We start from the raw sequence: 20,898 nt of genomic DNA on the forward strand, positions 1-20,898 counted from the left end.
TTGAGTAAATGAAACCGGATGCGGGCGCATCCGGCTAAAAATTTATTATGCGTGCTCTACGTCGTCGCTATATTCTTCTTCAACACTTCTCAATTTAGTTTTAATTGAGCTAACTACTTTCTCTTTTAAACTAGAAAGATTATTAATTTCGTCTGCAGCTTTATCGCGGATAGAATCACCTAAATCTTTTAGAGATTGGCTTAATTTATCACGAGTTTCTTCACCTTTTTCTGGTGCAAATAAAAGACCTAATGCGGCACCTGCAGCTAATCCTGCTAAAAGGGCAACTACAACTTTTGAGTTATCATTCATAATTATCTATTTTAAGGGTTTAACATTACAATATAACGGCGCTATATTATTTTAAGTTAAGCTATAAATCATAACTCAATTTGCTCATTATTTGTTTTAATTCTTTCTAATCTTTCTGAAGCCAGCGTACTGGTTTCATAAATTTTAATGAGCAAAATAAAATAAGACAGCAAAAGCGGACCAAATACTAGTCCGAGTATTCCGAATAAAGGGATACCAATAATTACGCCAATTACTGTAATTATCGGATGTATGTTGCCAACTTTTTTCGCGATTATAAACCTGAGAACGTTATCGATATTAATGATAACTACAAAGCCAAATATTAACATTGCCCAGCCTGCAAAGTTATTTCCATTTGCAATTTGAAATATTGCTGCCGGAACAAATACAACAGGAGGCCCCAATACCGGAACAAACGATATAAATGTAGTAATAACACCCCAAAATACCGGATCCTTATAGCCTAAAACATAAAAAGATAAGCTAACCAAAGAGCCTTGCACAATACAAATTAAACCTTGCCCAATTACATTTGCATAAGTAGTGTTTCGCATTTCATCGCCAAAACGTAATGCATTTTGCTCTCGTAGTGGTGCGTATTTTATTAAAGAAGTTTCAAATTGTTTCCGCTCGATTAGCATAAAGTACAGTAAAAAGTACATCACCAGCAGGCTTAGTACAATATTTATTGCACTCGATATTAATGAAGGAAAAAGTTGGGTTGCCCAGGTACCCAGCCTATTCATCCCATCCTGAATAAGAGTTTCATTTACCTTAAATGGAATAAGATGTTGGATTTTAACCAGTAAGTTTCTAAAAAATATTTCGTTGCTTTTAAGCTCAGATATTTTACTGATGACCATGCTGCTTAAAGCATAAAACGGCAAAATTATAAGCACAATACTAACTGCAATAATAAGAATGGCTACAATTCTTTTATTCCAACCTTGGGTTTCTGCGAGGTATATATAACCCGGGCGCATGATGGTGTAAAGTACTAGGGTGCTTAATATGGCACTAAAAATTCCTTGCAAAGAGTACGCAATTAAAAGCCCCAATGCTATTATTATAACAAGGTTAATGTTATTGCGTTGCTTATAAGAAAATACCGACATAAGGTTGTGTTGCTTAGTACTTTCTAAAGATGAAAAACAGAATAATTGTTTTTGCTGATTTAAGATTTAATTTTGGTCATCAATCTTAATAGCTTTGATTTTATTATACAATGTTTTTCTATCAATATTCAAGATTTTTGCAGCTTTGGTTTTATTAAAATTTACTTCTTTCAAAACCCTTAATATCGTATCATATTCGGCTTCCTGAGCTGCATTTTTTAAATCTTTTGGTTTATCGCTTTGCTTAAGTTTTACCTGTGTTAAAACTTCATCCCTATCGTAATCTCTAACATAGTTAGATAATTCTAATGGCAAAACATCTACCTGAATTTCGTTGCCCTCTGTTAATAGCGCAACACGTCTGATAACGTTTTTCAACTCCCGAACGTTTCCTGGCCAATTGTAATTTAAAAAGCACTCTTTAACTGCAGGAGAAAAACCCTTTATATTTTTTCCTAATTCCTCATTCGCTACCGTTAAAAAATTCTCGGCAAAAACTAAAATATCTTTACCACGCTTTTTTAAAGATGGAATATGAATGGAAAACTCATTAAAGCGGTGGTATAAATCTTCTCTAAAAGTTCCTTTTGAAATATTTTCGACTAAATTTTCGTTTGTTGCAACGATAATCCTTACATCTAAATCTATTTCTTTAGTGCTCCCAATGCGCTTAACCTTACGCTCTTGTACAGTTCTTAACAGTGTAGCTTGAATTTCGTACGATAAATTTCCGATTTCATCAAGAAACAAGGTACCACCATTAGCCTGTTCAAAATGCCCAATTTTAGTGTACAATGCGCCGGTAAATGCGCCTTTTTCATGACCAAAAAATTCGCTTCCGGCAAGTTCTTTTGTTAATGAACCGCAATCCATTGCAATAAATGGCTTATCTTTTCTTAAACTATTTAAATGGATGGTTTTTGCAACGTATTCTTTACCCGTACCACTTTTACCGGTTAAAATTATGCTATAAGATGTTGGGGCAATTAAATGTATTTGTTTTAACAAGGTTTTAGAAACATCACTCATGCCATCAATATAATCGCTGTGGTTGATGTACTCTTGTTCGGTATTTTTATTATTGCTGCCTTTTGTATTTTTTACTACTACATTTTCATTTAAAGCACGTTGGGTTTCAAGCGCTTTATTAATCGTATTTAAAATTTCATCAGGGTAAAGTGGTTTTGTTATATAATCGTAAGCGCCTAACTTAATTAGCTCAACAGCTAGTTTAATATCGCTGTAACCTGTAATAATAATAACACCAGTTGTAGGGTAATTTTCCTTTATTTTGATAAGAATTTCCCGCCCGTCAGTATCATCCAATCTATAATCGCATAATACCAAATCGAAAGTTTGCGTAGTTAGGATATCCATTGCGGAATTACCTGTAATGGCATTAGCTACCTCAAACCCGTTTCGGGTTAAAAATTTAGACAATAAAAGGCCAATATTTACCTCATCGTCAATTATCAATATCTTTTTTTTCATAAGGTGAGAATCGTAGTACATAATTAGGGAAAATATTTCAAAACGGGAAATTTTTTCTACACTAAATACCAGATTCTCATAGAATTAATAATACGAAGACTACTTACCAGTAAATTTTCCTGGTCTTTTTTCAATAAAAGCTTTTACACCTTCTTTAAAATCATCCGTATCAAAGCATTTTCCAAAGGCTTCAATTTCAACATTATAGCCAGATTGATTTATTGAAGCATTTACCGCTTTAATTGCACCAGCTACTGCAAGGGGTGCTCTTTGCTTTACAAAGCCTAAAATTTCTTCAGCTTTGCTAATTAAATCGGCCTTTGGCACAACATAATTTACCAGACCAATCTTCCCGGCTTCTTCTGCCGATATCATATTTGCAGTAATAATCATTTCTATAGCCTTACCTTTACCAACCAATTGAGTAAGCCTTTGCGTGCCGCCATAACCAGGTATTAAACCTAAAGTAACTTCAGGCAAACCTAACCTGGCATTATCTGCTGCCAACCTAATGTGGCAAGCCATTGCCAACTCTAAACCGCCGCCTAAGGCAAAACCATTAATGGCGGCAATAAATGGTTTAGAACAATTTTCAATCGCATTAAAAATATTTTCTTGTCCTTTTCTTGCCAATTCCTCACCTTGTTTTCCGTTGTAATCAGAGAATTCTTTTATATCTGCACCCGCAACAAAGGCTTTTTCGCCAGCACCGGTAATAATTACACCTCTAACATCGTTGGTTTTTTCAGCATACTCAATTACATCGGCAAGTTCCGTTAATGTATCTTTATTTAATGCATTAAGCGCCTTTTCCCGGTTAATCGTTATATATAAAATATTTTCTTTTACTTCTGATATTAAATTTTGATATGCCATCGCTTAAAAATTTCTGTTTTCTGTAACCCAATTTTGAATATACTCTACAATGCTTGCCATTGTTGTTCCTGGAGGAAATAATTCCCCAACACCCAAATCTGCCAACTTTTTCCTATCTGCTTCGGGGATAATTCCGCCGCCTGTTAAAAGTACATCATCAAGCTGTTTCTCTTTCATAAAATGAATAATTTTCGGGAAAACCGTCATGTGTGCACCAGATAAAATCGAGACGCCAATAGCATCTACATCTTCCTGTAATGCAGTGTTAACCACCATTTCCGGTGTTTGGCGAAGCCCGGTATAAATCACTTCCATACCGGCATCTCTTAAAGAAGTTGCAATTACTTTTGCGCCACGGTCGTGCCCATCAAGCCCAACTTTTGCCACCAAAACACGTATTGGCCTGTTTAATACTTTGCTCATAATGAATATTAAGTTGATGTAAATGTATTGATTTTGATGTTCAAATTAATCATTAACTAAAACAACCAGAATTGCTCTAATCTTTTTACCTTTGCATTCCTAATTTACAGGTTTTTATGAGTGAAGAAAAGTCATTGAACTTTATTGAAGAAATTGTTGAGAACGACTTAAATAGTGGTAAGTATGAAATCCTGGTTACGCGTTTCCCGCCTGAACCAAATGGTTATTTACACATTGGCCACGCAAAAGCGATATGCTTAAACTTCGGACTAACACAAAAATACGGCGGTTATACTAATCTACGTTTTGACGATACCAATCCGGTTACCGAAAAAACCGAATACGTTAACAGCCAGCAAGAAGATATTAAATGGTTAGGTTTTAACTGGAAAAATGAATTATATGCATCAGATTATTTTGATGAGTTATATTCTTTAGCTGTAAAACTTATCGAAAAAGGTTTAGCTTATGTTGATGAAAGTTCTGCTGAAGAAATTGCAGCATTAAAAGGCACACCAACAGAACCCGGACAAGATAGCCCATATCGCAGCCGTAGCGTTGAAGAAAATTTGGACCTTTTCACCAAAATGAAAAACGGCGAATTTGCCGATGGCGCTTATATTCTGAGGGCTAAAATCGATATGGCGAGTCCGAATATGTTAATGCGTGATCCAATTATTTATCGCATTAAACATGCCGAACACCACCGTACCGGTAACAAATGGTGCATTTACCCAATGTATGATTTTGCTCACGGCCAAAGTGATAGTATTGAACACATTACACACTCTATCTGTACTTTAGAATATGTTTCGCACCGCGAATTGTACGATTGGTTTATCGAGAAATTAGAGATTTTTCCATCAAAACAATACGAATTTGCTCGTTTAAACCTTACTTCAACAGTAATGAGTAAACGTAAATTACTACAATTAGTAAACGAAAACTTAGTTAGCGGCTGGGACGACCCACGCATGCCTACAATTTCTGGCTTGCGCAGAAGAGGTTTTACACCAAAAAGTATTCGTGAGTTTTGCGAACGTATTGGTATTGCAAAACGCGAAAATTTAATCGAACTAAGTTTATTAGAATTCTGTATTCGCGAAGATTTAAATAAAACGGCTAATCGTGTAATGGCAGTTTTAGATCCGATTAAACTAATCATCACTAACTACGAAAAAGGAACTGAAGATTTAATCGGAGAAAATAATCCTGAGGCAGAAGATGGAGGTGGTACACGTGTTATTCCTTTTAGCAAAGAACTTTGGATTGAGCGTGAAGATTTTATGGAAATACCTGCGAAGAAATGGTTCCGTTTGGCGCCTGGCGCAATGGTTCGTTTAAAATTTGCCTACATTGTTAAGTGCGAAGATTTTGTTAAAGATGAAAATGAAAATGTAACCGAAATTCATTGTACGTATATTCCAGAATCGAAAAGCGGAAGCGATACAAGTGGCATTAACGTTAAAGGAACAATCCATTGGGTAAGTGCGCAACACGCAAAAACTGCAGAAATTCGTCTATACGATAGATTATTTACTTCTGAAACACCAGATGCTGAAGAAGGCGATTTTAAAGATTATTTGAATCCGGAAAGTTTAACGGTTTTACCAAACGCATATATCGAACCTGCTTTAGCTGATGCAGATTTGGATGGACGTTATCAATTTATTCGTAAAGGATATTTCTGCTTAGATAAAGATTCTACAGCCGATAAATTGGTTTTTAATAGAACTGTTACGCTGAAAGATACTTTTAAAAAGCCGAATTAAAGCCCCACCCAACCCTCCCCGGAAGGGAGGGCTTAAGCAATAGCGTTAAACAAATTTAAAGCCCTACATAGTTCTCTCCAAAGAGAGGAGAGAGATTGTTTAAATAGCCGAATTAAAAGCCCACCCAACCCTCCCCGGAAGGAAGGGCTTAAGAAATAGCGTTAAACAAATTAAAAGCCCTACATAGTTCTCTAAAGAGAGGAGAGAGGTTGTTTAAGTAGCCGAATTAAAAGCCCGACCCAACCCTCCCCGGAAGGGAGGGCTAAAAAAATTAATACTTCAAATAAAGATTATAAAGCACCAAAATATCAACCGGTGTAAGTTTTTTACTTATATCAGTTTGTATGAAATGTATTTTAAAAGCTTCGATGGCGGCCGGTAAGTTTGTGGTGTTGTAACCAATATATCTCAGTGCTTTTTCTGTGTCGAAATCAGCTGGTGGATTTTTCAAAATCGAATCGTACCAAAAACCAAAACCCTTATCTGCTAATTTTTTCCAAGGGAAGTTTTTCGGGTCGTTTTTACGACCAGGTGCAATATCTGCATGCCCGATAAAATTTGCTGTTGGAATATTGTAGGTTTTCTTTAACGTTGCCAAAAGCTTTATCAGGCTATTAATCTGAGCATCTTGCCAAACATCGCCAATACCGTTATTATCTAATTCTATACCTATTGAAGAGGAATTTAAGTCGGTATCTTTGCCCCATTTGCTCACACCCGCATGGTTTGCACGCAGGTAATCGTTAACCATGTGCACAACCTTACCATCACGACTAATTACATAATGTGCGCTTGTACCCGCTTTTGTAGAGTGAAATGTTTTAATGGTTTGATTTAAACTATCTTGTGCAGTATGATGAATAACTACAAAATTAGGCTTTCTTATACCGAAATTCACAGAACCAACCCATTGCTGATTGTTGGTGTTTAATGAATCGTACAACTGTCCGGCTGGAGGCGTTGCCTTTATAATTTCTGAAAAATCCTTTGCTTTTTGCTTATAAACCTTTTCGGTTACGGCATATTTACTTGTGCTACATGATGTTACAAGCATTGCAGAAATAATGACTATTGAAGAAGAAAGTTTCGAGATTTTAAACGAAAACATATTTGCTTTTGTTAATGTAGTAAAATGACAAAGTTATAGTAAACATCCTCCAAATCATCAAAATTATTCAAAGCTTTTAAATTTTACTAATTTAGCGGCCTTATCCATTTTAAAATGAAGAATTTATACAAATCGAATATACTTTTAATATCGTTGGTGGCTAGTGTTTTTGCAGCCTGCAACGGAAATAATACCACAGAAACCAATAAACCAGTTGCCGTTCAAAAAGATAGCTTAACAGATTATGTTGCACAGCGCTTACCGATTTACGAACGTGTAAAGCTTTCTACAGACCTTAATAGTTTAAGCGTAAGCGACCGTAAAATTTTGCCTTTGCTTATACAGGCTGCAGAAATTATGGATGAACTTTTCTGGAAACAAACTTACCCGCAAAAAGATAGTTTACTTGCGACCATTAAAGATGAAAAAACACGTGAATTTTTTGCTATAAACTATGGACCTTGGGATAGATTAAACAACGATAAACCTTTTGTTAATGGTGTTGGCGCTAAACCCGATGGCGCATCATTTTACCCGGCTGGAATGACTAAAGAGGGGATTGAAAAATCTAATCTGAAAGATAAGTTTGGAGCTTACTCGGTGGTAAGAAAAGACAGTACAGGTAATTTAACTACTATTCCTTATCATGTTTTATTTGCTGCGGAATTGCAAAGAGCTTCATCTTTACTTAAACAAGCGGCATTAATTACTGAAGATGCTGGATTAAAAAAATATTTAAACTTAAGGGCCGATGCATTAGTGAGCGATAATTTTACAGCGAGCGATTACGCCTGGCTAGACATGAAAACCAATGGTTTGGACATTATTATTGGTCCGATTGAAAATTATGAAGACAAACTTTTTAACGCCCGTACCAGCTACGAAGCTTATGTTTTGGTTAAAGATGCAGCGTGGAGCAAGCGCTTAGCTAAATATGTTGCCATGTTACCGGAGTTGCAGAAAAATTTACCTGTTGCCGCAAAATACAAAGCCGAAAAACCTGGTACTGATTCAGAATTGAATGCTTATGACGTAGTTTATTATGCCGGCGATTGCAATTCAGGCTCAAAAACCATCGCCGTTAATTTGCCCAACGATGAAAAAATTCAGCAGGAAAAAGGAACCCGCCGTTCGCAATTAAAAAATGCGATGAGAGCAAAATTTGATAAGATTTTAGTGCCCATTTCGAAAGAACTTATTGAGGCTGAACAGCAGAAATACATAAAGTTTGATGCCTTTTTCGCAAATGTAATGTTTCATGAAGTTGCGCATGGTTTAGGCATTAAAAAAACCATTAGCGGTAAAGGTTTTGTGCGTGAAGCTTTGCAAGAGCAATTTAGTTGGTTAGAAGAAGGTAAAGCGGATATTTTAGGCTTATACATGGTAACGGGTTTACTAAAAAAAGGAGAACTGCAAGGCGATATTAAAGATTATTATACCACTTTTATGGCCGGCATTTTACGCTCTGTTCGCTTTGGTGCGGCAAGCGCACATGGAAAAGCCAATATGCAGTGCTTTAATTACTTTAAAGAAAAAGGTGCCTTTGAACGTTCGGCTTCGGGGGCTTACCGGGTAAATTATGAAAAATTTGCTACCGCGATGAACGATTTGAGTGCATTCATTATTACACTACAAGGCAATGGCGATAAAACTGCTGTTGCAAAAGCACAAAAAGAAAAAGCAAATATTTCTACTGAATTACAAAGTGACTTAGACAGATTAATGAAAAAGAACATTCCGGTTGATGTTGTTTTTGAGCAAGGTGTTGACGTTCTTGGAATGAAATAATTTTTTACCTGAAATTTAAACCGCAGTATTTACAGGTTTACTGTACATCTGCGGTTTTTTTGTACAGGAAATTTTGTTAAATAAGCCTTACAGTAGCGGAAATTACCTTTAAATAAGCTCCAATAATGAAACGCTTTTATGCTGAGGTACGAAGCATCTACAACCGACGAAGGAGATGCTTTGTGCCTCAGCATGACAGAAGTTGTTTTTAAAAGATTGCAGCGCCTGCCGGACAGGCAGGGCTGAAAAAGCCATAAAGCACTGATTTTCACTTTCGAGAAAATTACAATACAACCTTTTTTAAAATTCTTGTAACCTTTTAAAAAAACGGTCGTCTTACTTATAACTGAGCAAAAGAAACCTTTCCGTTTCTGAACTAAACTTAAAATTAAAGCATGCGATTAAAGCCCATGAAAATGGCGCTATGGAAATTGTTTTGCCGTTTTTTAGCCGATTAAAATTTATACAAATGAAGAACCTATACAAAATTGCACTAATATTAACAGCCATTTTTTCTTACGGAAAAAGTTTTGCCCAAGTAACTCCTAAAGCAAATATAACAGGCACTATTATAGATGAAAATAAAAAACCAGCAGATTATGTAACTGTTGTACTCTACGCCGCAGCAGATTCTAGCGTGGTTAAAACCGCTTTTACAGACCCAACAGGTATCTTCAGTTTCTCGGTAAACACGAAAGGAAACTACTTTTACAAAGCAAGTAGCATGGGTTATGCTGCCATAAAAAGCAAAACACTTACCATGGGCGATGACCAGAAAATAGATTTTGGGACGGCTCAATTGGTATCAACAAGTCAGAATTTAAAGGAAGTTACCGTTGCAGCAACTGTTCCTTTAATTGAGCGAAAAATGGATAGAACGGTTATGAATGTTTCTAACAGTTCAACCGCTGTTGGCTCCACTGCTTTAGAATTACTACAAAAAGCACCAGGAGTAAATGTAGATCAGAATGATAACATTTCGATGCAAGGCAAACAAGGTGTAATGATTCAGATTGATGGTAAGCAAACATACATGAGTAATGCGGATGTTGCCACTTTGCTTAAAAGTATGCAAAGTTCGGAGATAGAAACAATTGAACTTATAACTAATCCATCAGCTAAGTATGATGCAGCAGGAAATTCGGGAATTATTAATATTAAAACAAAGAAAAATAAAGGTGGCGGTACAAACGGAAGCGTAAATGCGGCTTTTGGTAGAGGAAAAAGGTTTAGAGAGAGTGCCGGTGGAAATATAAATCACCGCACAAAATCTGTTAATTTATTTGGCAATTACAGCTACTATAATAATACCCGGGTTACCGATTTAACAATAGATAGAATCGCTAATGCATCAGTAGGCGACAGATATTTTTCTCAATTGAGCACTTTCGAAAGAAAAAATGATGGCCATAATTATAAAGCCGGAGCAGATTTTTTCTTAAATAAAAACAATACGCTTGGAGTATTAATTACCGGTTATACTGGCATAAGTAATGAAGGTTCTGTAAATAAAACCAATATCGGCGCATCATTTACCCAAAGAGATTCATCTGTTTTGGCCAATAATATAATTCGTAATAAATACAGCAACATTTCGTACAATTTAAACTATAAATCTGTTTTAGATACCGCCGGACAAGAAATTACGATAGATTTAGATTATGGCAGGTATAAAGGAAATGATGATGCAGATTACGTTAGTGATTACTTTTTTAACAATGGAGGCTTAATCAGACCTACAGTTATTACCAGAAATATTACGCCATCATTAATAAATATAAAAGCATTTAAAGTTGATTATGCCTTGCCTTTAAAAAAGCAAATGAAGTTAGAAGCAGGCTTAAAAAGCAGTTGGGTTACAACAGATAACAATTTAATTGCAGAGCGATTTGTAAACAACAACTGGCAAAACAATCAGTTATTAAGCAATCAATTTATTTACGATGAGAATGTTAACGCCGCTTATGTAAACTTTAACAAGCAATTTAAAACAACAAGTGTGCAGTTGGGTTTAAGAGCCGAACAAACCAATTCAAAGGGCAATTCAATAACCACAAATAAAGTTATAGATAGACGTTACTTAAACTTTTTTCCTAGCGTGTTTATAAATCAAGTGCTAGATAAAAATAACGACATCAATCTGTCGTACAGTCGCCGAATTGATAGACCAAGCTACGATGCTTTAAATCCTTTTGTGTACTTTCTCGATCAATATACTTACAACCAGGGTAATCCATTTCTAAATCCACAGTACACTAACAATTTCGAATTTACCTATCTATTAAAGAAAAAATACTCAGTTACTTTAAATTATAGCCGCACTACTGATGTGATTACCGAAGTATTGCTTCCTGATAACGAGAAGCAGGCTTTGTATCAAACCAATGAAAATATTGCCACACAAAATGCTTATTCTTTAGTCTTAAATGCGCCCGTTAAATTTGTAAAATGGTGGAATAGTAATAACAGCTTAAACATTTTTCACATCGGCTTTAAAGCGCCAGATTTAGCCGGTCAAAAACTCGATAATAAAAGCACATCATTTCAATTTAAATCTCAGCATACCTTTAATATTCAACCAGGCTTATCTGCAGAGTTAATGTTTAGATATGATAGTCCGGTTACCTTTGGCGTAATGGAAATCGGCACGAGATATGGTTTTGATGCTGGCTTTAGCAAGTCGTTATTTAATAAAAAAGCGAGTTTAAAATTGGCTGCAACAGATATTTTTAATACGCAGATTAATAGAATTAAAAGTGCTTTCCCAGGCTTATCATATTCACTTTATGGCAATAACGACAGGCAATATGTTAGCTTAAGCTTTACTTATCGTTTTGGCAAAAATGAAATTAAACCTGCCAGAAACAGAAGCACCGGCTTAGAAGCAGAGCAAGGTAGAATGAAAAACTAAATTTTAAATCCTTTGAAAAGCAAAAGCTCGGCTATGAACATCGTTAGCCGGGCTTTTTGCTTAATCTTTTAAATTATTTCTGCAGTGCTGAGTTAATGAAGTATCCCTGCCTGCGGCATGTAGTGTTTTATCGGTTGCAGATGCTTCGTGCCTCAGCATGACATTGTTAATGAAGTTGGTGCAAATTTAAAAGGATATCGCTTCAATCCCGTTTATAAACAAAATTTATTGCTGCTATTAAAAGTTGCAAATTGGCAATAGCGAACAATCAGAAAACAAAAAAAGGGCGATGTTTCCATCGCCCTTTGTTGTTATTTACTCAAATACATCGATTTATCTTTGTAAAGCTTGCGGAAGTAAGGGTCTTCCAAATCTTTAATGAAACGTATAGCTTCACCAGTAGATTTCATTTCCGGACCTAATTCTTTCGTCACTTCAGGGAATTTCTCATAAGAAAAAACCGGTTCTTTAATTGCGTAACCTTTTAATTTACGTTCGATGGTGAAATCTTTCAATTTTGCAACACCCAACATAATTTTAGCCGCAATATTAATGTAAGGAACATCGTAAGCTTTCGCAATAAATGGAACCGTACGCGAAGCTCTTGGATTGGCTTCAATTACATAAACCTTCTCATCTTTAATTGCAAACTGAATGTTTAATAACCCTCTAACATCTAAAGCTTTGGCAATTTTAACAGAGTATTCTTCCATCGCCTTAGTTACTTTTTCAGATAAACTAAAAGTTGGCAATACTGCAAACGAATCTCCTGAGTGAATACCTGCGGGCTCAATATGCTCCATCATGCCAACAATGTGAACATCATCACCATCAGAAATCGAATCAGATTCTGCTTCTTCTGCTCTATCTAAAAAATGGTCAATTAACACGCGGTTGCCAGGCAAATCGCCTAATAATTTTACTACTGCTTTTTCAAGGTCTTCATCATTAATTACAATGCTCATGCCTTGTCCGCCTAATACATAACTCGGGCGCACTAAAACCGGATAACCAACTTCGTTTGCAACTACAATTGCTTCTTCTGCATTTTCTGCAACACCGTAACGTGGATATGGAATATCTAACTCTTTTAACAAATCAGAGAAACGACCGCGGTCTTCGGCTATATCCATGTTCTCGAAAGAAGTACCGATAATTTTAATGCCTTTTTCTTTAAGTTTCTCAGCCATTTTCAAAGCTGTTTGACCGCCTAACTGAACAATAACACCTTCAGGTTTTTCTAAATCGATAATCTCACGAACATGTTCCCAAAAAACCGGCTCGAAATAAAGTTTATCAGCCATGTTAAAATCGGTAGAAACCGTTTCAGGGTTACAGTTAACCATAATGGCTTCAAAACCGGTTTCTTTAGCGGCAAGTAAACCGTGTACACAAGAATAATCAAACTCTATACCTTGGCCAATACGATTCGGACCAGAGCCTAAAACGATTACTTTTCTTTTATCAGAAGGTTTCGATTCGTTTTCTTCATCAAATGATGAGTAATAATATGGTGTTTGAGCCGGGAATTCCGCAGCGCAGGTATCTACCATTTTATAAACTCTTTTTATACCAAGCTCTTTTCTACGGTCGTAAACTTCATCTTCTGTTACATTACCTAATAACCAGGCAATTTGTATATCAGAAAAACCTTTTTGTTTCAGCGTGAAGAAGAAATCCTGAGGAATATTATTTAAAGAGTATCTTTTCAACTCAACTTCCAAAGCCACAAGCTCCTGAATTTGATTTAAGAACCATTTATCAATTTTAGTAACCTTACGGATTGATTCCAAAGGCACACCCATCGTCATGGCATCTTTTATTAAGAATAAACGGTTCCATGAAGCATGCTCCAAACCGTCCATAATATCTTCAATGTTACGTACTTGCCTTCCATCTGCGCCTAAACCTGCACGGCCAATTTCTAAACTCTGACAAGCTTTTTGTAAAGCTTCGATGAACGTACGGCCAATTGCCATAACCTCACCTACAGATTTCATTTGCAAACCTAATTCCTTGTTAGCGCCTTTAAATTTATCAAAATTCCAACGTGGCACTTTAACGATAACATAATCTAAAGTAGGTTCAAAATATGCTGAAGTTGTTTTTGTTATTTGATTTTCGATTTCATCTAAGTTGTAACCGATAGCCAACTTCGCTGCAATTTTAGCGATTGGATAACCAGTGGCTTTACTTGCTAACGCTGATGAACGAGAAACACGAGGATTAATTTCGATAGCAATGATATCATCATTAGCTGGATTAACCGAGAACTGAACGTTACAACCACCAGCAAAAGTTCCGATGGCACGCATCATTTTTATAGCCTGGTTACGCATTTCCTGGTAACAACGGTCAGATAATGTCATAGCCGGTGCAACCGTAATCGAATCTCCGGTGTGGATACCCATTGGGTCGAAGTTTTCGATTGAACAAATGATAATTACATTATCATTGCTATCTCTTAATAACTCCAGCTCATATTCTTTCCAACCTAAAACTGCTTGCTCTACTAATACTTCATGCGTTGGAGAAGCTTCTAAACCACGTTTTAAGGCAGCATCAAACTCTTCTTTTTTGTGTACAAAACCACCTCCGGAACCACCCAAAGTATAGGATGGGCGTATTACTAACGGAAAACCAATTTGTTGTGCGGCTTCTTTACCTTCTAAAAACGAGTTCGCAATTTTAGATGGTGCTACACCTACGCCTATATCAACCATTAACTGGCGGAAAGCTTCACGATTTTCAGTTTTTTCGATAGCTGCTACATCAACACCGATAACTTTAACGCCGTATTTTTCCCAAACACCGCGTTCTGATGCTTCAACACAAAGATTTAACGCAGTTTGTCCGCCCATTGTAGGCAATACTGCATCAATTCTTGGTAAATCCGGCGAGTCGATGTGCTCCTGTAAAATAACCTCAATCGAATCAACAGTTAACGGACGAAGATATACATGGTCGCCAATTACCTTATCCGTCATAATGGTAGCCGGATTAGAGTTGATGATTGAAACCGTAATTCCCTCTTCTTTTAAAGAAAGGGCCGATTGAGAACCCGAATAATCAAATTCGCAGGCTTGACCAATAATAATTGGGCCTGATCCGATAATTAATACTGATTGTATGGAAGTGTCTTTAGGCATGATAAAGCTTAAACAATGATTAAAATTCTAAAGTTGTTAACCTTTTCAGGTGAAGAAGCAAGGAGGTTTTTTGCTTTTGAGGAGGAAAATCCCAACTGTTCTGTCGGGATGCAAAGATACACCTTTAGATATTATTTTAAGCCTATTTTTTAAAATAAAAAAGAGGATTTAAGAAACCCTCTTTTTAAACTTTTCTTTTGCAAAAACTGCTATTGCTGTAATTTTATTTCGCCTAAATCGGTTGTAGAACTATCTTTTACGGCTACATTTTCAATCGTTGCATCTTTATAAGGTGCACTGCCTTTAATCCATACTTTGTAAACTCCTTCTTTTAGGTTAATAAAAGTAAAAGAGCCCTGGTTTAAATCGGCTTTTAAAGTATCTGTTCCGGCAACTAATGCCACAGCAGCCACGCCACTTGCAGGTGTAATCTTTCCGGTAATGCCCCCAAGTTTAATATTCGTAAATGCGAAGATTGCAACACTAATCATCAGCAGCGCTGCAATAAATATATTTTGCTTTCTCATAGTTCTCGAATTAAAATTTGCCAGATTTATAAAAAGTTAAATTATGTTAAATATAAACGCTTAAAAACATCAAAAAGTTTATGGTTATGCATTATAATTTAAACACTGTACCAATTCTTGTACATGGAAATATGTGCCTCAGACTACAATTGATGAAGAATTTATTGCCATTATGGTCTTTTTTAATTTGATTTTAATTGGGCAGTCATGTTTAAGTCACGAATGACTGAAATGAATACTATTGGCAACAATCTTGTAATAAGCTCATCGTATTTGCGTTTTGTAAATACTTTAGAGTTCGATCTAAAGCTTCCTCAGCGGCTTAGTTACCCGCAAAAGAGGATTTCTTCATAAATAGTTTGTTTGGTTTATTATCCGGTCAGAGGAGCCCTCCTCGACCGGATTTTTTCTTTAATGTGGTTTTTGTTTCTATTTTTGAAATACATGACAATTGCCGCAACCTCTTTCTTCGATTTTTTGGTAAACCAATTTATACAAACATCAATTCTAGAATGGTTTGCTGTAATTACAGGCTTTATTTGCATCTATCTTGCAGCCAAAGAGAGCATTTGGAATTGGCCAATATCATTAATAAGTGTTACTTGCTATGGCTTCTTGTTTTTTAGAGAAGCTATGTATGGCGACATGACTTTACAAGTCTATTTTTTGTTTACCGGAGTTTATGGCTGGAATTATTGGCTCAGCAAAAAAGAGGAAATTCAAAAACCAATTACAACACTTAAGCCCAAAGATTGGTTTCTTGCCATTTTATTCATAACTGGCCTTAGCGTACTGCTAGGGTGGTTTATGGCAAACTACACCAATAGTACAGTGCCTTATGCCGATGGTTTTTGCACATCAATAAGCTTTGTAGCACAAATTTTGTTAACGAGAAAAGTATTACAGAACTGGCTTTTATGGGTTTTTGCAAATGCTTGTTATGTACCATTATTTATTTACAAGCATTTAAATTTAAGTGCAATATTATATTTTGTACTAATTATTATCGCCTATGATGGCTATCGGGATTGGAGAAAAAAATATCGTGAACAAGAAAATTAAAAAGATAGCAATAGTTGGCCCGGAAAGCACCGGAAAATCGACCATGTCGAAATATTTATCTAAGTACTATAATGTATCGTGGGTACCAGAATATGCCCGTTATTATTGTGCCAACCTCGAAGCGCCATATACTTTACAAGATGAGCTGAACATGTATTATGGGCAAATTTCTCTTGAAGATGCCATCCTGAACATCACAACAAATGATTTCATCATCTGCGATACCACTTTTATAACAGTAAAAATATGGAGTGATGAAATGCTTGGTGAAACGCCGCAAATTGTTACCGATGCCTTACCCGAAAGGCCGTATGATTTATACCTTTTAATGGATATCGATTTGCCCTGGCAGGATGATCCACTACGGGACTTCCCCAACCAGCGAGAATATTTTTTGAAAATTTGGCATAAAGAATTAAAGGCTTTGAACGCAAATTATAAAGTTATAAATGGTTTGGGCGAGCAACGCGAACAGAACGCTATTAACGCTATTGATAAATTTTTAGCATTATAGATTTTGGAAAGCACTGCCCATACAAAATTAGGTTAATTTCTTCCCGCCCCCGCTTCTGCCCCAACGAAAAGTTGGGGGCATCTCGCTATGGTCGCCTGCCTGCCGAAGGCAGGGGTTTAGGAGGCAAAAATAGTTGCGCAGTTTAATGTAAAATAAGCCTGATTGACGCTGAAATCTTTTTGTTGCAGCTAAACTTTAATATACTGTCATGCTGAGGCAGGAAGCATCCGCAACCGATGAAGCAGATTCTTCGTTCCTCAAAATAACAAGAGATAAAAAAAGTTGCAGCAAAAAGCAAGACTATCGAAACCGAAGAACCATTAAAATTGCTTTTCTAAAAAAAGACAAGCGTTTTTGAACAATAATTAACATATTTTTCTACATTTGCCACATCATTAGGGGTGCCTTGTTTTAAATAACACAAAAACGGGCTGAGATCATACCCATTTTACGGTAAGAGGTAAAAGGTGAAAGGTAAAAGGTTCTGCAATTTGCAAGCCCTATGCCCTAAACCTCCAAGCTTAAACCTTAAATGCACCTGATCCGGGTAATGCCGGCGTAGGGATTGGAGTTATGGAAGTTTAACTGAAATCGGGAGTACCCCTATTTCCGATGGGTTTAACTAAAAAACAAAAACATTGAAAAAACTAATTTTTGCGGTTTTAACTGCAATGCTGCCATTTTTTGCACTGGCACAATTTTCTGTTACGGGTAAAGTTACAGACAACAATCAAAAAGCCTTACCAGGCGCAACAATCAAGGTTAAAAACTCAAAAATCACGGTATCTGCCGATGAAAATGGAAATTTTACCATTGGAAATTTATCGAGCGGTAAACATGTGATTTCTGCGAGTTACCTCGGCTTTAAATCAACAGAAAATGTAGTTGATTTAAACCAAAACCTAAATTTAAATTTTACGTTATCTGCTCAAAGTTTTCTTGCCGAAGAAGTTGTGGTTAGGGCGACGAGGGCAAACGAAAAATCGGCAACTACTTATAAAAACGTAAGCAAAGCCGAAATTCAGGAGAATAACTTTGGGCAGGATTTACCTTTTATTTTGCAAAACACGCCAGGTGTTGTAGTAAATTCTGACGCTGGCGCAGGTGTTGGCTATACCGGTATCCGCATCCGCGGTAGCGATAACAGCCGGATAAATGTTACGGTTAATGGCATTCCAATTAACGATAGCGAAAGTCAGGGTACATTTTACGTTAACATGCCTGATTTTGCTTCATCAGTTGATAACATACAGATTCAGCGTGGCGTGGGTACATCTACAAATGGCGCAGGTGCATTTGGTGCGAGTTTAAACATTCAAACTACAGGCAGCGAAATGGAACCTTATGCCGAATTAAACAACACTTACGGCAGCTTCGACACCTGGAAAAATACAGTAAAAGTGGGTACAGGTTTAATTAACAATCGCTTTAGTTTCGATGGGCGTTTATCAAGAATCAGTTCTGACGGTTATGTTGATAGAGGTTCATCATTGCTGAAATCTTACTTTTTATCTGGTGCGTACCATGGTAATAAAGATTTGCTTCGTATAAATGTTTTTGCTGGCGCAGAAAAAACCTATCAATCGTGGAACGGTATTCCAGAATCGAGGTTAAATAATGATGTTGCCGGTATGCAGGCTTACATTGCTAGAAATGAATTGAATGCAGAAGATGCAGCCAATCTTTTAAACTCCGGCAGAACGTACAATAGCTTTACGTATAATAATCAAACAGATAATTATTGGCAAAACCACTATCAGCTTCTTTATGCTAGGCAACTTACCGATAAGTTTTCGTTTAATGGTGCATTACATTATACTCAGGGCGAAGGTTATTATGAAGAATACAGAGCAAACAACCGATTAAGCGACTATGGTTTAAATCCGGTAGTAATTGGCGGCACAACAATTTCACGTACAGATTTAATCCGTCGCCGTTGGTTAGACAACGATTTTTATGGCGCAACCTATTCATTTAATTATGTGCCTCAAAAAAACCTAAATTTTACGGTTGGTGGTGCATACAACGAATACAAGGGTGCGCATTTCGGACAAATTATCTGGGCGCAATACGCATCCAATGGAAATACAGACAGGCATTATTATGATAACGATGGTTTCAAAACCGACTTTAACATCTATGGCAAAGTGAATTACAGTCCGGTTGAGGCTTTGAGTTTATTCGCCGATTTACAATACCGCCGTGTGTATTACGATATCTTAGGAACTGAGAATAAGCTGAACTTTTTATCTATAAATGATAAGCTAAATTTCTTTAATCCCAAAATCGGGGCAACTTATTTCATCAATACAGAAAGCAATTTGTATGCGTCTTTTAGTGTGGCCAATAAGGAACCAAATCGCGATGATTATACGGATGCCGCAGCCGGAACATTCCCTAAAGCAGAGCAATTGAACGATTTAGAGTTGGGCTATCGCTTTAAAAACAGTAAGCTTAATTTAGGCGCCAATGCTTATGGTATGTTTTACAAAAATCAGCTCGTTGTAACCGGAAAGATTAATGATACCGGAGGTAATTATCGCCAAAATGTCGATAACAGTTATCGTTTAGGTATCGAACTGGATGGTTCATACACATTTAATAAATTTTTTGCTTTAAATGCGAATGCTGCTTTTAGCAGAAATAAAATTAAAAACTTTATTGAGTATTACGATGATTATGATAATGGTGGCCAGGTCGTAAATAATTATGAATTAACAGATATTTCTTATTCACCTGCTGCAGTGCTTTTTGGTGAAATTGTATACAAACCAATTAAAGGTTTTGCCATTGCACTACAGAGTAAATATGTAAGCAAGCAATATTTAGATAATACTCAAAATAACGATAGAACCATTAACGGATACTGGGTTAACAACGCTCGTTTAGGTTATAATTTTAAATTTGCCGGTGTTAAAAATGTAAACCTGGGCTTATTGGTTAATAACCTATTAAATAAAAAATACGAAAGTAACGGATATACATACGGCTATCTTTTAGGTGGAAGCAGAACAACAGAAAATTTCTTTTATCCCCAAGCCGGCACTAATTTCTTGTTAAATTTGAACGTTAAGTTTTAATAAAACTATGATTTCGTCATTGCAAGGCACCAAGCAATCCCAATCAATAGATTGCTTCGTGCCTCGCAATGACGATTTTTATAATAATCCTGGCATGAAATACATAGAAAAGCTTCATTACATTACACACGATATTCCAAATTTTTCGCACTTAGACCAGGTGCAATTGGCCTGCGAAGCCGGAGCAAAATGGATTCAGTATCGTTGTTTAAGCAAAGCTGATGATGAGCTTTTGGAAGAGATAAACTCCATCGCCGAAATTTGTGATGACTGGGGCACAACGCTCATCGTTACCAATCACATCCATTTAAATGGCAAAGCTGATATTCAGGGCTTTCATGTAGAAGATATGGGTGCAGATTTCATCGCATTGCGAAAACTTGTTGGCAACGACATTACTTTAGGTGGCTCGGCAAACACAGTCCAAAACCTTATTCGCCTGGCAAAAGAAGGCGCTGATTATACAGGTTTTGGTCCATTCGCAGTAAGTAAAACCAAGCCGAATAACTACCCGGTTATTGCATTGGAAGATTATAAAAAGGCAATTGAAGAATTAAATAAACTGGAAATTAATCTGCCAATTTTAGCTGTTGGAGGAATTACCTTATACGATGTTGAAGCTTTAATGCAAACCGGCATTTATGGCATTGCAGTTGCCGGGGCAGTAAATTCAGCTGATGATTTTATACAAGCTTATCAGGATTTTTACGAAGCGGTTAAGGGTTAAAAAATCCTGAAATCGTAATCCTAAAATCTGAAATTAGTTT

General features: G+C 36.4%; 15 protein-coding genes and 1 riboswitch. Of the genes, 7 read left to right on the top strand and 8 right to left on the bottom strand.

Translation table 11 applies throughout. The annotated features are described in order from the left end of the window. Positions 1–45: 45 nt before the first annotated feature. The 5 genes from LUA90_RS12515 to LUA90_RS12535 all read right to left on the bottom strand — a co-directional run bounded on the left by LUA90_RS12515 (position 46) and on the right by LUA90_RS12535 (position 4,220). Positions 46–312: a YtxH domain-containing protein gene (locus LUA90_RS12515; protein WP_231460613.1), complete on the bottom strand. Its 267-nt coding sequence runs from the start codon at positions 310–312 to the stop codon at positions 46–48. A 68-nt stretch (positions 313–380) separates the two neighbouring features. Next, the gene (locus LUA90_RS12520) at positions 381–1,430 is read right to left on the bottom strand and encodes an AI-2E family transporter (protein ID WP_231491171.1); all 1,050 of its coding nucleotides are present in this window, start codon (positions 1,428–1,430) and stop codon (positions 381–383) included. Between the two features lie 66 nt (positions 1,431–1,496). Further along, positions 1,497–2,921, bottom strand: a complete 1,425-nt coding sequence (locus LUA90_RS12525; protein WP_231460615.1) for a sigma-54 dependent transcriptional regulator — start codon at positions 2,919–2,921, stop codon at positions 1,497–1,499. A gap of 99 nt (positions 2,922–3,020) precedes the next feature. Continuing rightward, a complete protein-coding gene (locus LUA90_RS12530) occupies positions 3,021–3,797 on the bottom strand; it encodes an enoyl-CoA hydratase/isomerase family protein (RefSeq protein WP_231491172.1) in 777 nt (258 codons plus the stop codon). A gap of 3 nt (positions 3,798–3,800) precedes the next feature. Further along, entirely contained in the window at positions 3,801–4,220 is a 420-nt protein-coding gene (locus LUA90_RS12535; RefSeq protein ID WP_231491173.1) for a cobalamin B12-binding domain-containing protein, read from the bottom strand. A 116-nt stretch (positions 4,221–4,336) separates the two neighbouring features. On the opposite strand from LUA90_RS12535, the gene LUA90_RS12540 reads away from it, so the two are divergent. Next, on the top strand, positions 4,337–5,992 hold the full coding sequence (locus LUA90_RS12540; RefSeq protein ID WP_231491174.1) for a glutamine--tRNA ligase/YqeY domain fusion protein: 1,656 nt from the start codon (positions 4,337–4,339) through the stop codon (positions 5,990–5,992). 271 nt (positions 5,993–6,263) lie between these two features. Here LUA90_RS12540 and LUA90_RS12545 read toward each other — a convergent pair whose 3' ends face one another. Next, complete coding sequence (locus LUA90_RS12545) at positions 6,264–7,100, bottom strand: N-acetylmuramoyl-L-alanine amidase (RefSeq protein ID WP_231460619.1); 837 nt, start codon at positions 7,098–7,100, stop codon at positions 6,264–6,266. Between the two features lie 114 nt (positions 7,101–7,214). Here LUA90_RS12545 and LUA90_RS12550 point away from each other — a divergent pair, with 114 nt between their 5' ends. Together LUA90_RS12550 and LUA90_RS12555 are read left to right on the top strand one after the other, a co-directional pair. Further along, on the top strand, positions 7,215–8,888 hold the full coding sequence (locus tag LUA90_RS12550) for a Zn-dependent hydrolase (RefSeq protein WP_231491175.1): 1,674 nt from the start codon (positions 7,215–7,217) through the stop codon (positions 8,886–8,888). A gap of 469 nt (positions 8,889–9,357) precedes the next feature. Beyond that, positions 9,358–11,799 carry an outer membrane beta-barrel protein gene (locus tag LUA90_RS12555; RefSeq protein ID WP_231491176.1) on the top strand — a complete coding sequence of 814 codons (2,442 nt, stop codon included), beginning with the start codon at positions 9,358–9,360 and terminating at the stop codon, positions 11,797–11,799. A gap of 311 nt (positions 11,800–12,110) precedes the next feature. Here LUA90_RS12555 and carB read toward each other — a convergent pair whose 3' ends face one another. After that, positions 12,111–14,948, bottom strand: a complete 2,838-nt coding sequence (gene carB / locus LUA90_RS12560) for a carbamoyl-phosphate synthase large subunit (protein ID WP_231460622.1) — start codon at positions 14,946–14,948, stop codon at positions 12,111–12,113. 209 nt (positions 14,949–15,157) lie between these two features. Then, entirely contained in the window at positions 15,158–15,475 is a 318-nt protein-coding gene (locus tag LUA90_RS12565; RefSeq protein ID WP_231491177.1) for a carboxypeptidase-like regulatory domain-containing protein, read from the bottom strand. Positions 15,476–15,919: 444 nt separating this feature from the next. Between LUA90_RS12565 and pnuC the strand changes: the two genes are divergently transcribed. The 4 genes from pnuC (at position 15,920) to LUA90_RS12585 (ending at position 20,858) form a co-directional block, all read left to right on the top strand. Continuing rightward, complete coding sequence (gene pnuC, locus LUA90_RS12570; protein ID WP_231491178.1) at positions 15,920–16,537, top strand: nicotinamide riboside transporter PnuC; 618 nt, start codon at positions 15,920–15,922, stop codon at positions 16,535–16,537. Then, entirely contained in the window at positions 16,521–17,051 is a 531-nt protein-coding gene (locus LUA90_RS12575; protein ID WP_231491179.1) for an AAA family ATPase, read from the top strand. Before pnuC ends, LUA90_RS12575 begins: the two co-directional genes overlap by 17 nt. Before the next feature lie 387 nt (positions 17,052–17,438). Further along, positions 17,439–17,633: riboswitch (TPP riboswitch) on the top strand. A gap of 56 nt (positions 17,634–17,689) precedes the next feature. Next, positions 17,690–20,131 carry a TonB-dependent receptor gene (locus LUA90_RS12580; protein WP_370635345.1) on the top strand — a complete coding sequence of 814 codons (2,442 nt, stop codon included), beginning with the start codon at positions 17,690–17,692 and terminating at the stop codon, positions 20,129–20,131. A 94-nt stretch (positions 20,132–20,225) separates the two neighbouring features. Then, the gene (locus LUA90_RS12585; protein ID WP_231491180.1) at positions 20,226–20,858 is read left to right on the top strand and encodes a thiamine phosphate synthase; all 633 of its coding nucleotides are present in this window, start codon (positions 20,226–20,228) and stop codon (positions 20,856–20,858) included. Positions 20,859–20,898: the final 40 nt, after the last annotated feature.

Source organism: Pedobacter sp. Leaf170, from assembly GCF_920984665.1.
Lineage (GTDB): Bacteria > Bacteroidota > Bacteroidia > Sphingobacteriales > Sphingobacteriaceae > Pedobacter.